This window comes from Frigoribacterium sp. Leaf8 (genome assembly GCF_001421165.1).
Classification (GTDB): domain Bacteria; phylum Actinomycetota; class Actinomycetes; order Actinomycetales; family Microbacteriaceae; genus Frigoribacterium.
Genome location: NZ_LMKB01000005.1, coordinates 1,315,070 through 1,328,366 on the forward strand (window position 1 = coordinate 1,315,070; position 13,297 = coordinate 1,328,366).

Genomic DNA, 13,297 nt, shown 5'->3' on the forward strand with positions numbered 1-13,297 from the left:
CTCACGACGCCGCGTCAGCCCCGGCGGCGCGCACCTCGTCGGTAGCCGAGCCATGCCGCCAGGACGAGCAGGCCGACGACGAGGACGACCGCGCCCACGAGACTCGCGGTCGAGAACACGTGCACGCCGTCAGCGGTGAAGGTCGTGTCCGACAAGGGGGCGTACGCGAACCACCCGAAGGACACGGGTCGCGCCGACGCGACGACGAACACGACGACGCCCACGACGGACGCCGCCAGACCGCCACCCAGGACGAGGCGGGAGACCAGGCCGGCACGTTGTGTCATGCCCGGACCATAGCGTGCGCGGTAGGCGGTCGCCAGCGCTCCGATCGAGGCGTAGCCTGCCCCCTGGACCTCGGAGACCCGACCGCCTGGTGACCGGCGTCGCGCCGGTCCCTGCGCACCCTCCAGACGTGGAGCCCCGCGGGCTAGGCCAGACGTGGAGCCCCGCGGGCTAGGCGCGACTCGGCGGTCTCGCCGCCCTCGTCCTCGACGGCTCGGGACGGTCGGTGGCCCAGTCGACGTGCGTGCCGGTCACGCCGGGCAGGTGGGTCGCCGGGTCGTGATCGGGCTCTGCCTCGGGGTAGAGGCCCCGGCCCGACGACGCACTGGCGTAGAGCGCCGCGAGCCAGGTGGGGTTGATCTCGACCGTGCGGCTGCCGGCGAACTTGAACCGGAGGCTGATCTGGGGCGAGAGCCAGACGGTCGACCGGCCGTCGCCGGTCTCGATCGGTTCCTTCCACGAGAACATGAACGACTCGTTCTGGCGGAACTTGTTCACGATGACGATCTGGAGGTGGGCGAGGAGACGGTCCTCGACCTTGAACTCGAGGACGTCGCCGTCGTAGACGATGTATCCCATGGCTACTCCGAGACGGAGAACGCCCGACGGTGCTGACAGCAGGGTCTGGGCTGTGGTGGTGTGCGGATCTCACTGCGCACTGCGCCGGCCGTCTTCGCGGCGCCACACGTGGTGACGAGACCACATCGGTGATGCGTCCGCTCGGCTCTCCTCGAGACCTGACACTAGACCGCCGACGAGGAAAGGCGACAGGGTCCCGACCCGAACGGGACCCTGTCGCCGGCAGCTCGCACCGGACCCGGCCGGTGCCAACGCACGCCTTGAGGACCTGAACCACCCTCAAGACAGGCCCAGCCTGCGCCTGCGCCCGCGATGCCCGACAGATCTGGACTTAAGCCGAACGCTTTGATACCAGCGGGCGCGGTGGGCGTTGCGGCAGCGTCGACGTCCCCGAGCACGACGCCGGGCACGAGGGATCTCCTCGAGAGCCTGGCCGCCCGCGCCTCCTGACCCCGGGTGATCCAGGAGCGGCGTCACACGGAGTCCGCTTCGTCTCTACTGTTCATCCCGAGGACGAGACTCGTTCCCGCGAAAGGAACGAGCGATGAGCGAACGACGTCGGCGAGAACTGGGCGAGTCGGACGAACCCCTCGAGGACGAACTCGACGAATCGTTCGACGCGACGGTGGAAGAAGGCGCCGAACGCCTGCACCGCACGCTCCGCACCACGCTCATCACGGGCTTCTTCGGAGGACTCGAGGTCGGCCTGGGGATCATGGCGATGCTCGCCGTGCTGACCGAGACGGGCAGCCACCTGCTCGCGGGCCTGGCGTTCAGCATCGGGTTCCTCGCCCTGCTCCTGGCGCACTCGGAGCTCTTCACCGAGAACTTCCTCCTGCCGATCGCCGCACTCGCGGCGAAGGAGGGCACGTTCCTGCAACTCCTCAAGCTCTGGGGCGCCACGTTGGTCGCCAACCTCGCCGGCGGGTGGATCTTCATGTGGCTCGTCGTCCAGGCCTTCCCCGAATGGCACACGACCCTCGACGAGTCGGCTCACCACTTCGTGGATGCTCCGTTCTCCCTGCAGACCGTGATCCTGGCCGTCCTGGGTGGCAGCACGATCACGCTGATGACCCGCATGCAGCACGGAACCACCTCCGACCCTGCGAAGATCGCGGCGGCCGTCGCCGGGGCGTTCCTCCTGGCCGGTCTGCAGCTGTTCCACTCGATCCTCGACTCGCTCCTCATCTTCGGGGCCATCCAGGCGGGCAGCGACATCAGCTACGCCCAATGGGCGGGGTGGTTCGGCTACACGCTGCTCTTCAACATCCTCGGCGGGCTCGTCCTCGTCACCTCCCTGCGGCTGCTCCGCACGAAGGAGCTCTTCTCGAAGGCGCGGGACGAGAACGAGTAGGAGGCGCGGGAGCGGTTGCCCCCGGCCGAACCTGGTCATCGCGCCAGACCGTGACGGCACACTCGACCGTCGCCGCACCTCCTTGATCCCTCTCGGCACTCGACGTACGGTGAAAGTGCCGATGACGTCGAGGGAGCGAGCATGGACGAGGACACGGAACAGCCGAGAGGTCGGCTCCGACTGCAGCGGCCGACGTTTCGAGGGTCCTCCGTCGGCTGGGGCATCGGAGCCTTTTTCTGGCTCGTCTGCGCGGTCCAGGCCCTGGTCCGGGTGGTGCAGGACGGAGGCACGTCCGTCGTCGGCGCCCTGGTCCTGGTCGGGCTTACCGCCCTGGCGGTGGTCTGCGTCATCGGCACGGTGGCGACGATCCGGCATCCCCGTCCGGCGCCTCCCGCCACGGACGACGCCCGAGTCGGCCGATGAACCCCGTTTGCGACGATGAACCCCGGTCTTCCGGGGTTCATCGTCGTGAACGGGGTTCATCGGGCCGCCGGCGAGCGGCGCACCGGGCGCCGCCGCACCGGTCAGCGCGCGGCGAGCGCCTCGACCGGGGTGACCGACGTGGCACGGCGGGCCGGGACGAGGGCGGCGACCCCGGCCAGCACGGCGGCCGTCACGGCCAGGCCGAGCAGCAACGGGACGGGCAGCGTCGGCGCGATCAGCAGACCCTGGTTCGCCGAACCGAGCAGCGCCTGGGCTCCGGCCCAGCCGTAGACGACGCCGAGCACGACCCCGACGACGATCGCCGTCAGCGCCATCTGCGTCGCCTCGAGCAGGATCATGCGGCGCACCTGACCCGCGGTCGAGCCGATCGCGCGCAGCAGACCCAGCTCGCGCCTCCGTTGCAGGACGCTCAGCGACATGTCGTTGACCATGCCGACGGCGGCGATCACGGCCGAGAAGCCGACGAGGGCGGCGACGATCAGCAGCGTCGTGGTGAACACCTGGTCGAGCTCGGCGGCGTACGACGGGTCCTGTTCGATCGAGTAGATGAAGCTGCGCAGCGTCTCGAGCGCGACCGACAGGGTCGTGACCAGGGTCACGCCGATCACGATGCCGATCGTGGCGCGCGTGCTGCGCTCGGGCTGACGCACCGCGTTCTCGGCGGCGAGGCGGGCCACCTGGCTCGTGCCGAAGGTCCGGCCGACGGCGCTCAGCACGGCGGGCATCAGCGCGTGGGCGCCGACGACGACCCCGGTGAACGACAGCACGCCACCGAAGAACGCGATCAGCACGCCCATCGCGTCGACCAGCCCGACCACGACCCCGCCGACGAGCAGCAGACCACCGCCGACGACGAGGAGGGCGGCGACGACCGTCCGCACGATGCGACGGCTCCGGCCCGCGACGGGGGCGTCCTGCGCGGCGTCGGTCGCCTGCAGCGGCGTCACCTGCAGCACGCGACGCGAGCCGACCCAGGCCGCGGCGACCGTGGTCAGCACGACGGCGACGGCCGGGACGAGACCGCCCACCGAGGAGTACGAGTACGCGAGGTCGGGCAACTGTCCGCGACCGACGAGCACCCGCACGGCGACGACGACGAGGGCGAGCCCCACGAGCGTCCCGAGCACGGCCCCGGCGACCCCGACCACGAGACCCTCGCGGGCGACGGCCCGACGCTGGTCCCGCGCGGACGAGCCGAGCAGGCGCATCAGGGCGATCGTCGGCGTCCGGCCGGCGACCACGGTGGCGAAGGTGTTGGCCGTGACGATCGCCCCGACGTAGAGCGCGAGGCCGACGAAGACCGCGGCGACGAAGCCGAGCATCGTCGAGACCGTGCCGCTCGCGGCGACCGCGGCGTCGGAGGCGACGATCTGCTCGAGCACGTGGGTGACGCCGAGCAGGCCGACGCCGAAGGTCGTGCCGAGAGCGGCCACGAGGATGCTCGGACGGTGCTCGAGCAGCTGGTCGCGGGCGCTCACGCGACACGCTCCAGGTCGAGCATGACGCCCGAGATCTCGGCCGCGCTGCTGCGGTCGATCTCGTGCACGATGCGGCCGTCGGCGAGGAACACCACGCGGTCGGCGTAGCTGGCCGCGACCGGGTCGTGGGTGACCATCGCGATGCTCTGGCCGTGGTCCGTCGACGCGGTGCGCAGCACGTCGAGCACGTCGCGGCCGGCCTTCGAGTCGAGGTTGCCGGTGGGCTCGTCGGCGAAGATCAGGTCGGGCCGGGTCGCCAGGGCCCGGGCGATCGCGACGCGCTGCTGCTGCCCGCCCGACAGCTGGTGGGGCCGGTGGGTCAGCCGGGCCCCGAGGCCGAGCGTGGCGACGAGCCAGTCGATCCAGGCGCGCTCGTCGGCCGTGGCCCGACGCCCGTCGAGACGGAACGGCAACTCGATGTTGGCCGACACGTCGAGGGTGGGCACGAGGTTGAACGCCTGGAAGACGAAGCCGATGCGGCGACGACGCAGCAGCGTCAGCTCGGTGTCGTCGAGGCCGGTGATGTCGGTGTCGCCGAGCAGCACCCGGCCCGAGGTGGCCGAGTCGAGGCCGGCGGTGATGTGCATCAGGGTCGACTTGCCCGAGCCGCTCGGGCCCATGACGGCCGTGAACCGGCCGGCCGGCAGGTCGAGCGAGACGTCGCGCAGCGCGTCGACGCGGCCGTCGCCCTGGCCGAAGGACTTCGTGACGTTCCGGACGCGGGCGACGGGGACCGCGCCTCCTCGGGTCGGGTCGTCCGTACGGGGAGACGGGACGGGCTGGGGCTGGGGAGTGGGGGTCATCGTGATCTTCCTGTGCGGGTCGTGGTCGGTGGTGAGGTCAGTGGCGCAGCGTCGAGTTGACGTCGTCGCCGGGCACCGCGTCGACGGTGGTCCAGCTGGCCCAACGCCCGTCGACCTCGGCGACGACGCGGCCGTCGCCACAGCTGACGAGACCCGAGGTCGGCAACGGCTCGGGCAGCGTCGCGGGGTCGAGGGCCGGGCCGCCGAGGTCGCCGTCGACGGGGGTGCAGGCGGCGAGGTCGGGGCCGGTCTCGGAGGTGAACGAGAGTTCGTAGCCGGGCTCCTGCGTGTCGAGGCGCACGTCGACGTCGCGGGCGTCGCTCGGCACCCAGGCCGGCAGGAACCAGGCGACGTCGGTCGAGTCGGCCGTGCTCGGGGCGTCGGCGGCGGTGTCGAAGTGGCGCTGCTGCACCTGCTCCGCGCCAAGTGCGCTCTTCGCCGCGTCGACGGTCCCCGAGCACCCCGTGAGCGTGACGACGGCGAGCGCGGCGACGCCGAGACCGGCCGCGAGGGCGCCGCGGCGGAGGGTGGTGGGGGACGAGGAGGCGCGGGTCGCGATGGTCGCGGAGGTCGTGTCGTTCATGTCTACGATCCTCGCCGCGGGGCCCGGTACCGGAACATCACGTGCACCCACGGACCCGCGCGGGGGTTATCCCCCGGTGGCCCCCACTCCGTCCACAGCGGGAGTCGGTCGTACCGGTCGGTGTCGTAGGGTCGAGAGCAGGTCCGGCACGCAGACGTCCGGACGGACGACGGACGGGGCACTCCCCTCCGGGAACGAGGGGGACATCGTGACCGACCACCGAGGCCTCGGCCAGGGCGACACCGGCGCGGGGGCGACCTCGGTCGAACCACGGATCGCCCTCACGGCGACGCCGTTCGTCACCGCGATCGCCCTCTCGCCGATCATCGCGATGGGCCTCGTGGTGGTGACCATGCGGCGCGCCCTCGAACTGGCCGTCCCGGGCCGGACGGGCGTCGACGCCGGTGACCTGGGCGTCGTGCAGATCGCCTCGTTCGTGCTCTGGATCGGCATCGTGTTGCTCGCCTGGCTCGACCACCGTACGCTGCGCTCCCGCGGACTGGAGCGACCCTTCTCCTGGGCGTGGGCCCTGCTCGGCCCGCTCGTCTACCTGATCGGCCGCAGCGTCGTCGTGCGCCGCCGGGTCGGTGGCAGCGCCGCTCCGCTCTGGCTCTACCTCGGGCTGACCGTTCTCGGCTCCATCATCGCCGTGATCGTCGTCGTCTCGTCCGGGGTGCCGACGCCGTGAGCGTCGTGGAGGTCAGCACCGTCGTCGTCGTCGGCCTGATCGTCGCCGTCGGCGTCGTGGCCGCCGTCGGCGTCGTCCGGCGCGGACGACGTGACCGGGCGATCGCCGCCCGCCTCGACGCCACCGACCCCGGGGCCGGGGTCCGTGCCCAGGCCGAGGCGGAACGCCGACACGAGGCCCCTCGAGGCGAGGCGGGCGGCATGTCCCGTTCGGCCGGCGGCAAGAACTCGGCCTGACCCGCGTCGAGCTGGGAACACGATCGCCGACGGACGCGTACTGTCACACGGGTCGAAGGCGTTTTCTTGCGTCTTCATTGGCCGGTGTTGCTTGCATCCCTGCCCGTGAAGCTCATGCGACAACATCGGCATCTGGGGCACGGCTACGGACTCTTCCGCGGCCGTGCCCCTCTCTCGTGCCCGGGCGGGCCGCAGGTGCGGCCGACGCAAGGAGGCGCGGTGCGAGCCCCCTTCGCACCGCGCCTCCTTCATGGGCGCTTCATCGGAGGCGCAGGGCCGGCGCATCGGGACGGGCTCCAGGATGACGGTGATCCCATCCGAGGCGACCAGCCCCGAGCCGAGAGCGTGACCATGAGCGACCCCCGCCCGACCCGCATCCCCGAACCCGACCGCACGCCCGAGGGCCCTGCCTACGAGGGCCGACTGCTCGACCGCGTCGACGACGAGGTCGTCGACCAGGGCGTCGCCTTCGACCTGCGGACGCTCGTCTCGCGCCGCAGCGTGCTGGGCCTGATCGGGCTCGGGGCGGGCAGCGTCGTGCTCGCCGCCTGCACGTCGGCCACGGGGGCGGGCGGGACCGGCGCCTCCTCGACCGCCACGGCGTCGCCGAGCCCGAGCGCCTCCGCGGGCGCGGCCACCACGCTGCCGGCGGGCGAGATCCCCGACGAGACCGCCGGGCCCTACCCTGGCGACGGCTCGAACGGAGCCGACGTGCTCGAGCGGTCGGGCATCGTGCGCAGCGACATCCGGTCGAGCCTCGACGGTGGCACCACCGCGGCGGGGGTGCCGATCACGCTGAGCATGACGGTGCTCGACATGGCGAACGGCGACGTGCCGTTCGCCGACGTCGCCGTCTACGTCTGGCACTGCGACGCGGCCGGCGGGTACTCGATGTACTCGGACGGCATCACGGGCGAGACCTACCTGCGCGGCGTGCAGGTCGCCGACGCCTCCGGCACCGTGACCTTCTCGTCGGTCTTCCCGGCCTGCTACTCGGGGCGATGGCCGCACGTCCACTTCGAGGTCTACCCCGACGTGGGGTCGATCACCGATTCGACGAACGCGATCGCGACGTCCCAGCTCGCCCTGCCCGAGGACGCGTGCCGCGCCGTCTACGCGCTCTCGGACTACGACGGTTCGACGGCCAACCTCGGGCGGGTCAGCCTCGCCGACGACAACGTCTTCAGCGACGACAGCGGGGCACTCCAGCTGCCGTCGGTGACGGGCGACGCGACGTCGGGCTACGCACTGGCGCTGACCGTCCGCGTCGACACGGGGACGACGCCCACCGCCGGCACCGCACCCGGTGGCGGTGGCGCCCCCGGCTCGCGCTGAGCCGCTGAGACCTCATGGCGACGGAAGGAGGCGCGGTGCGAGACCTCCTCGCACCGCGCCTCCTCGGGTCGTCGCCTACCGGTACACGCGCACGTAGTCGACCTTCATCTGCTGCGGCAGCGGTGTGCTGCCGTCGGGGTAGCCGGGCCAGGCACCTCCGACCGCGACGTTGAGGATGATGAAGAAGGGCTTGTCGAAGACCCACGGGTCGCCGCCCGTGCTGGCCGGCGTGACCTGGTGGTAGACCTGCCCGTCGACCGACCAGGTGATCGAGCCGGGTGCCCAGTCGACCGCGAAGGTGTGGAAGTCGTCGGCGATCGACCACCCCTGCGGGTGCTGCCACGTGCTGGTCAGGCCCTCACCGCCCGAGTAGCCGGGGCCGTGCACGGTGCCGTGCACGCGGTGCGGCTCGAAGCCGACGTTCTCCATGATGTCGATCTCGCCCGCGCTCGGCCACGCGTTCGTGGGCAGGTCGGCCCCGAGCATCCAGAAGGCCGGCCAGATGCCCTGGCCGCGCGGGATCTGGATGCGCGCCTCGACCCGGCCGTACTGCGCCGTGTACTTGTTCTGCGTGGTCAGCCGGGCCGAGGTGTACGACCCGTCGCCCTCGCGCTTCGCGGTGATCACGAGGTTGCCGTTGCCGTCCAGGGCCGAGTTCGACCGCGAGTTCGTGTAGTTCTGCAGCTCGCCGTTGCCCCAGCCGCCCCCACCGGTCTCGAGGTTCCAGACCGAGGGGTCGGGGGCGCTGCCCGCGCCGCCGTCGAACTCCTGGGACCAGACGATCGCCTGCTGGGCGGAGGTCGCGGCCGAGGCCGGGGCGGGCGTGGCGGCGACCGTGGTCGCGGCGAGCGCCGCGGCGGCGGCCAGACCGACGCCGGTCAGGGTGCGACGCGTCAGGGTGCGACGGGTCAGGGTGCGTGTCGTCAGGTGCTGGTCGGCCCTCATCATGTCTCCGCTCGTCGTCGTGCGTCGGTTCGTGTCCGTGCGTCGGTTCGTGTCCGTGCGTCGGTTCGTGTCCGTGCGTCGGTTCGTGTCGCCAGGGCGTCCGGTCACGGGTACGTCACCACCCGGCTCGGGACGGTGTTGCCCGCAGGCGTCGGCACCGAGTCGCCGACGCCGTTGATGACGCTCGAGATCGTGCCGACGTCACCGAGCGAGACCGTGAAGACGCCGTGGGCCTTCACGCCCGGCGCCCGGGGCACCTCGAAGGCCTGCGCCAGGCGCACCTGCGGGTTGGCGTTGAAGAACGAGTACACGCCGCCACCCCAGATCTCGTGGCTCGTCACACCGTCCGCGACCTTGTACGCCGCCCAGCCCTCGCCGGTCGGGCTCTGCCACGAGGCGTTGTCGGGCACGTCGTACGGCAGCTCGTTCTGGAAGAACACCGTGCGGCCGCGCTCGCCGTTCCACACCACCTGGTACTGCTGGTAGTGCTCGACGAACAGGCCGGTGGCCAGGACGTCGTCGCCGTTCACCTCGACGCCGGTCGCGCCGCGGTTGACCGTCCAGCCCGTGGGGGCGCCGCCGTGGTCGGCACGCCAGGCCCAGATGTGGTCGATGATCGTGTCGTCCGAGTTCACCTGCAACGTGGTGGTCGCGTTGCCCTGGATGCTCGAGCCGACGCGGAAGTACACGTCCTGCACGCTCTGCGGGTTCGCCGCGTGGTCGACGTGCGAGCCCGTCGTGCCGAGTCGCATCAGCTGGTCGCTGTTCTGCGTGCCGGCGTCGACGACGAGCCCCGAGACGTTCACCCCGGCGACGTCGGCCGTGGTCAGCACTGCGTCGCCGCTGGTCGGGACGAGCGTCGGGAAGCCGATGCCCGTGACGACGGTGTCGGCCCGCGTGACCTCGATCGCCTGGTCGAGCGGGTAGGTGCCCGGCGTGAAGAACAGGTTCAGGCCCTGCGCCAGGGCCCCGTTGATCGTCGCGGCCGAGTCGCCCGGGTGCGCGACGAAGAAGTCGCGCATCGGCAGGTCGGTGCCGGGGGTGCCCGGCCAGGTGACCCCGGCCGAGTCCCGCCGCAGCGCGGGGACGAACACGTGGTAGTCCCCCGCGTCGTCGAGGTAGAGGTACGGCTTCTCGCGCGTGACCGGGGTCGTGGCGAGGGTCGTGTAGCTCTTCGAGAAGTCGTTCGCGGGCGCGCCCTGCACGCCCGAGAAGGTCATGTTCCAGTTGCCGCCCTGCCACGAACCGAGGGTCGAGTCGCGCGTGTACCACTGCTGCTGCGACCCCGAGCTGACGGTGCCGTCGACCTTGCTGTCGGCGATGTAGCCGCCCGACGAGTAGCCCTGTCCGCCGTCCTGGTTCGACGGCCCCATCGTCAGGTCGCCCCTGATGTGGACGCGACGCATGGGTGCCGCCTGCGACACGGCCCAGCGGTCGACGCCCGACTCCGGCTCGACGGCGAGGTTCTCGACCGACCGCCAGAAGTTCTGGGTGGCGTTCTTCTCGTCGCCGGCGTTCCACCCGGAGTCGACGTTGACCGCACCCCGGATCGTGACGTCGTCGGGGTCCTTGCCGAGCCCCTGCAGCGCCGTGTAGAAGCCCAGGTTCGCGAAGACCCGGCCGTAGGTGCCGGGCTCGAACAGGAAGGCGTGGCGCTGGCCGCCGAACTGCGCCGTCGGGTTGCGCAGCTGCGCGTCGAAGGCCGCGTCGATGTCGGCCTGGATCGTCGAGGCCGGCACGCTCGGGTCGTACACGGTCACGTTCGGGCCGAATTCCGGCCGGTCGCTGGTGGTCACGGTCGGTGCCGACTGCGCGGCGAGCGCGGGCACCACCGCCCCCACGACGCTCGCGGCGACCCCCGCCGCGATCAGAGTCCTCATCCGTCTGTGCATGATCTTCTCGTCTCCGGTGGCGTCTTTGCCACCCGATCCGGACGCTACGCCCGCCTCCACGACGAAACAAGACCCCCCTGTCCAGTACGCGAACGGGGGGGTGCGGGAAAAGTGCGGAGACTGCAGGAGGCGCGGTGCCGGTCACGCCGGCACCGCGCCTCCTCGGGTCCTGCGGGTCAGAGCACCTGGTCGAGGAAGGTCTTCAGCCGGTCGGTGCGCGGGTGGTCGAAGAGCTGGGCCGGCGGCCCGGCCTCGACGACGACGCCACGGTCCATGAAGACGACCTGGTCGGCGGCCTCGCGGGCGAAGCCCATCTCGTGGGTGACGACGACCATGGTCATGCCCGCGCCGGCCAGGCCCTTCATCAGGGCGAGCACGCCCTTGACCAGCTCGGGGTCGAGGGCCGAGGTGGCCTCGTCGAAGAGCATGACCTCGGGGCCGAGCGCCAGGGCCCGGGCGATGGCGACGCGCTGCTTCTGGCCTCCTGAGAGGGACGCGGGCCGTACGTCGGCCTTCTCGGCGAGCCCGACCTCGGTGAGGCGCTCGAGCGCGACCCGTCGGGCCTCGGCCGCCGACACCCGACGGACCCGGCGGAGCGGCAGCACGATGTTGTCGAGCACCGTCCGGTGCGGGAACAGGTTGAAGTGCTGGAACACCATGCCGACCCGACGACGCAGCGCGTCCTCGGAGCCGTGCAGCACGTCCGTCCCGTCGAGCAGCACCTCGCCGCCCGAGGGCTCCTCGAGGCGGTTGATGCAGCGCAACACCGTCGACTTGCCCGACCCCGAGGGGCCGATGATGCAGGTCGTCGAACCGGCGGGCACCACGAGGTCGATGCCGTGCAGCACCCGGGTGGCGCCGAAGTCCTTGGTCAGGCCCCGGATCTCGAGGTCGCCGGCGGTCGGGACCGCGGGCACGGCAGGAGGCGCGGTGAGGATGGTCAACGAGGGGCTCCTGACGTGGCGGGGGCGAGGGGTTCGGTGGTGGCGGCCGAGGCGGTGGCGGCCGAGGTGGCGGGGGCGGCCGTGGCGACCGCTCCCGCCGAGGTCGGCGGGGAGGCCGGTGGCACCGTGCCCGACGGGCGCCTCCCGAACGAGCGGCCCTCGCGCAGCCGGCGGTCGATGACGTTGACCAGGTGCGTCAACGGCACCGTGATGATCAGGTAGAACACGCCCGCCAGCACGAGCGGCGAGAGGTTGCCGTTGGTGATGGCCGCGTCCTGCCCGATGCGGAACAGCTCGCGCTGCGACGTGATCAGGCCGAGGAAGTACACGAGCGACGAGTCCTTGACGATCGCGATGAACTGGTTCACCAGCGACGGGAGCACCTGGCGGATGCCCTGCGGGATCACGACGAGCCGCATCGAGTCGCCGTGGCTCATGCCGAGCGCCCGGGACGCCTCGAGCTGGCCGCGGTCGACCGCGAGGATGCCGGCCCGGAAGATCTCGCCGATGTACGCGCTGGCGATCAGGCTGAGGGCGAGGATGCCCAGCGGGTACGGGTTCCCCCGCGTGAACAGGTTGAACAGCGGTGACAGGCCCGTGCCGATCAGCAGGATCGTGAGGATGGCGGGGAGCCCGCGGAACACGTCGGTGTAGATGCGGCTGAGCACGCGGGGCAGGCGGTGGCGGCTCGTGCCCATCACCGCGAGCAGCAGCCCGACGACGATGCCGATCGCCGTGGCGCAGAGGGCCAGCAGCAGCGTGTTCCACACCCCGTAGGCGAGCATGTCGGGCAGCGTGCGGAGCATCGCCTCGCCGTCGAAGAAGCTGCGGCCGATGTTGGCCAGCGCGTCGGAGAAGTTCACGGTCGTCCCCAGCTCACTCGCTCGGCTGGAACTCGTCGGGCACGGGCTGGTCCGGGAAGAACTTCTGGTCGATCTCGAGCCACGTGCCGTCGGCGACGATGTCGGCGACGGCCCCGTCCACGGCCGTTTTCAGCGCGTCGTTGCCCTTCGCGATCGGGAAGCCCACCGGGAACTCGGGCACGGCGACGTTGATCGCGATGGTCTGCGAGCCGTTCGACGCCGCCGCGTACTCCTCGGCCACGGGGAAGTCGAGGAAGTGCGCGTCGATCGTGCCCGAGCCCAGCGCGGCGACGGCGCTGTTGTTGTCGGGGAAGCGCACGAGCTCGGCACCGGTGAAGTTCTCCTGCGCGTAGCTGTCCTGGATCGTGCCCTGGACGATGCCGAGGCGCTTGCCGTCGAGCGAGGACTCGTCGTCGGTGATGCCCGAGCCGTCGGCGGCCAGCACCGAGATGTACCCGATGAAGTAGTGGTCGCTGAAGTCGACGGTCTTCTCGCGTTCTTCGGTGTCGCTGATGGACGCGGCCGCCATGTCGAGCTGCCCGTTGGCGACGGCGGGCAGCAGGGCCGAGAACTCCTGCGTGACGAACTCGGTCTCGAGCCCGAGGCGCTTCGCGACCTCCTTCGCCATCTCGACGTCGAAGCCCTGCAGCTCGCCGTCCTCGGTGTACGCGTACGGCTTGGTGTCGCCGGTCGTGCCGATCCGCAACGTGCCGGCCGAGACGGTGCCCAGCTCGTTCGAGGCGCCGGACTCGGAGCCGCCCGACGAGCAGGCGGTCAGGGCGAGGCCGAGGGCGGCGACCGCGGCGAGGGCGGCCGTGAGGCGGGTGGTCGTTCGTCTGGTCATGGTTCTCTCCTGTCAGGGCGGTGC

Annotated in this window: 15 protein-coding genes; 5 read left to right on the forward strand and 10 right to left on the reverse strand. The window is 71.5% G+C overall.

Annotation, left to right across the window (positions count from 1 at the left end; translation table 11 throughout):
• Window positions 1–14: 14 nt before the first annotated feature.
• Both ASL10_RS10800 and ASL10_RS10805 read right to left on the reverse strand, forming a co-directional pair.
• Window positions 15–287: a hypothetical protein gene (locus tag ASL10_RS10800; protein ID WP_056047034.1), complete on the reverse strand. Its 273-nt coding sequence runs from the start codon at window positions 285–287 to the stop codon at window positions 15–17.
• Between the two features lie 169 nt (window positions 288–456).
• Window positions 457–864: an ATP-dependent DNA ligase gene (locus tag ASL10_RS10805; RefSeq protein ID WP_192124281.1), complete on the reverse strand. Its 408-nt coding sequence runs from the start codon at window positions 862–864 to the stop codon at window positions 457–459.
• A gap of 544 nt (window positions 865–1,408) precedes the next feature.
• On the opposite strand from ASL10_RS10805, the gene ASL10_RS10810 reads away from it, so the two are divergent.
• Both ASL10_RS10810 and ASL10_RS10815 read left to right on the forward strand, forming a co-directional pair.
• Window positions 1,409–2,218 carry a formate/nitrite transporter family protein gene (locus tag ASL10_RS10810; protein ID WP_056047038.1) on the forward strand — a complete coding sequence of 270 codons (810 nt, stop codon included), beginning with the start codon at window positions 1,409–1,411 and terminating at the stop codon, window positions 2,216–2,218.
• A 141-nt stretch (window positions 2,219–2,359) separates the two neighbouring features.
• Window positions 2,360–2,641 carry a hypothetical protein gene (locus ASL10_RS10815; RefSeq protein WP_056047041.1) on the forward strand — a complete coding sequence of 94 codons (282 nt, stop codon included), beginning with the start codon at window positions 2,360–2,362 and terminating at the stop codon, window positions 2,639–2,641.
• A gap of 101 nt (window positions 2,642–2,742) precedes the next feature.
• On the opposite strand, the gene ASL10_RS10820 is transcribed toward ASL10_RS10815, so the two are convergent.
• From ASL10_RS10820 to ASL10_RS10830, 3 genes are read right to left on the reverse strand one after another with little or no spacing between them, the layout of a single operon-like run.
• The gene (locus ASL10_RS10820) at window positions 2,743–4,140 is read right to left on the reverse strand and encodes an ABC transporter permease (RefSeq protein ID WP_056047044.1); all 1,398 of its coding nucleotides are present in this window, start codon (window positions 4,138–4,140) and stop codon (window positions 2,743–2,745) included.
• Complete coding sequence (locus ASL10_RS10825; RefSeq protein ID WP_082460365.1) at window positions 4,137–4,943, reverse strand: ABC transporter ATP-binding protein; 807 nt, start codon at window positions 4,941–4,943, stop codon at window positions 4,137–4,139. Before ASL10_RS10825 ends, ASL10_RS10820 begins: the two co-directional genes overlap by 4 nt.
• 37 nt (window positions 4,944–4,980) lie before the next feature.
• Window positions 4,981–5,526: a hypothetical protein gene (locus ASL10_RS10830; protein WP_056047046.1), complete on the reverse strand. Its 546-nt coding sequence runs from the start codon at window positions 5,524–5,526 to the stop codon at window positions 4,981–4,983.
• A 208-nt stretch (window positions 5,527–5,734) separates the two neighbouring features.
• Here ASL10_RS10830 and ASL10_RS10835 point away from each other — a divergent pair, with 208 nt between their 5' ends.
• From ASL10_RS10835 to ASL10_RS10845, 3 genes are all read left to right on the forward strand, one after another.
• Entirely contained in the window at window positions 5,735–6,214 is a 480-nt protein-coding gene (locus tag ASL10_RS10835) for a hypothetical protein (RefSeq protein WP_056047049.1), read from the forward strand.
• Window positions 6,211–6,450: a hypothetical protein gene (locus ASL10_RS10840; protein ID WP_056047051.1), complete on the forward strand. Its 240-nt coding sequence runs from the start codon at window positions 6,211–6,213 to the stop codon at window positions 6,448–6,450. Before ASL10_RS10835 ends, ASL10_RS10840 begins: the two co-directional genes overlap by 4 nt.
• Window positions 6,451–6,801: 351 nt before the next feature.
• The gene (locus ASL10_RS10845; protein WP_056047948.1) at window positions 6,802–7,785 is read left to right on the forward strand and encodes an intradiol ring-cleavage dioxygenase; all 984 of its coding nucleotides are present in this window, start codon (window positions 6,802–6,804) and stop codon (window positions 7,783–7,785) included.
• 75 nt (window positions 7,786–7,860) lie between these two features.
• Here ASL10_RS10845 and ASL10_RS10850 read toward each other — a convergent pair whose 3' ends face one another.
• The 5 genes from ASL10_RS10850 to ASL10_RS10870 form a co-directional block, all read right to left on the reverse strand.
• On the reverse strand, window positions 7,861–8,733 hold the full coding sequence (locus tag ASL10_RS10850; protein WP_235452683.1) for a family 16 glycosylhydrolase: 873 nt from the start codon (window positions 8,731–8,733) through the stop codon (window positions 7,861–7,863).
• Window positions 8,734–8,834: 101 nt separating this feature from the next.
• Entirely contained in the window at window positions 8,835–10,610 is a 1,776-nt protein-coding gene (locus ASL10_RS10855) for a hypothetical protein (RefSeq protein WP_056047054.1), read from the reverse strand.
• A 188-nt stretch (window positions 10,611–10,798) separates the two neighbouring features.
• Window positions 10,799–11,566: an amino acid ABC transporter ATP-binding protein gene (locus ASL10_RS10860; protein ID WP_082460366.1), complete on the reverse strand. Its 768-nt coding sequence runs from the start codon at window positions 11,564–11,566 to the stop codon at window positions 10,799–10,801.
• The gene (locus ASL10_RS10865; protein ID WP_082460470.1) at window positions 11,563–12,372 is read right to left on the reverse strand and encodes an amino acid ABC transporter permease; all 810 of its coding nucleotides are present in this window, start codon (window positions 12,370–12,372) and stop codon (window positions 11,563–11,565) included. Before ASL10_RS10865 ends, ASL10_RS10860 begins: the two co-directional genes overlap by 4 nt.
• A 70-nt stretch (window positions 12,373–12,442) precedes the next feature.
• The gene (locus ASL10_RS10870) at window positions 12,443–13,273 is read right to left on the reverse strand and encodes an ABC transporter substrate-binding protein (protein ID WP_082460367.1); all 831 of its coding nucleotides are present in this window, start codon (window positions 13,271–13,273) and stop codon (window positions 12,443–12,445) included.
• Window positions 13,274–13,297: the final 24 nt, after the last annotated feature.

What these genes read in the sequence shown, in the direction of transcription:
- ASL10_RS10805 (WP_192124281.1), bottom strand. Translation starts at nt 864, where the DNA reads ATGGGATACATCGTCTACGACGGCGACGTCCTCGAGTTCAAGGTCGAG.
- ASL10_RS10850 (WP_235452683.1), bottom strand. Translation starts at nt 8,733, where the DNA reads ATGATGAGGGCCGACCAGCACCTGACGACACGCACCCTGACCCGTCGC.
- ASL10_RS10800 (WP_056047034.1), bottom strand. Translation starts at nt 287, where the DNA reads ATGACACAACGTGCCGGCCTGGTCTCCCGCCTCGTCCTGGGTGGCGGT.
- ASL10_RS10845 (WP_056047948.1), top strand. Translation starts at nt 6,802, where the DNA reads ATGAGCGACCCCCGCCCGACCCGCATCCCCGAACCCGACCGCACGCCC.
- ASL10_RS10815 (WP_056047041.1), top strand. Translation starts at nt 2,360, where the DNA reads ATGGACGAGGACACGGAACAGCCGAGAGGTCGGCTCCGACTGCAGCGG.
- ASL10_RS10865 (WP_082460470.1), bottom strand. Translation starts at nt 12,372, where the DNA reads ATGCTCCGCACGCTGCCCGACATGCTCGCCTACGGGGTGTGGAACACG.
- ASL10_RS10825 (WP_082460365.1), bottom strand. Translation starts at nt 4,943, where the DNA reads ATGACCCCCACTCCCCAGCCCCAGCCCGTCCCGTCTCCCCGTACGGAC.
- ASL10_RS10830 (WP_056047046.1), bottom strand. Translation starts at nt 5,526, where the DNA reads ATGAACGACACGACCTCCGCGACCATCGCGACCCGCGCCTCCTCGTCC.
- ASL10_RS10855 (WP_056047054.1), bottom strand. Translation starts at nt 10,610, where the DNA reads ATGAGGACTCTGATCGCGGCGGGGGTCGCCGCGAGCGTCGTGGGGGCG.
- ASL10_RS10810 (WP_056047038.1), top strand. Translation starts at nt 1,409, where the DNA reads ATGAGCGAACGACGTCGGCGAGAACTGGGCGAGTCGGACGAACCCCTC.
- ASL10_RS10870 (WP_082460367.1), bottom strand. Translation starts at nt 13,273, where the DNA reads ATGACCAGACGAACGACCACCCGCCTCACGGCCGCCCTCGCCGCGGTC.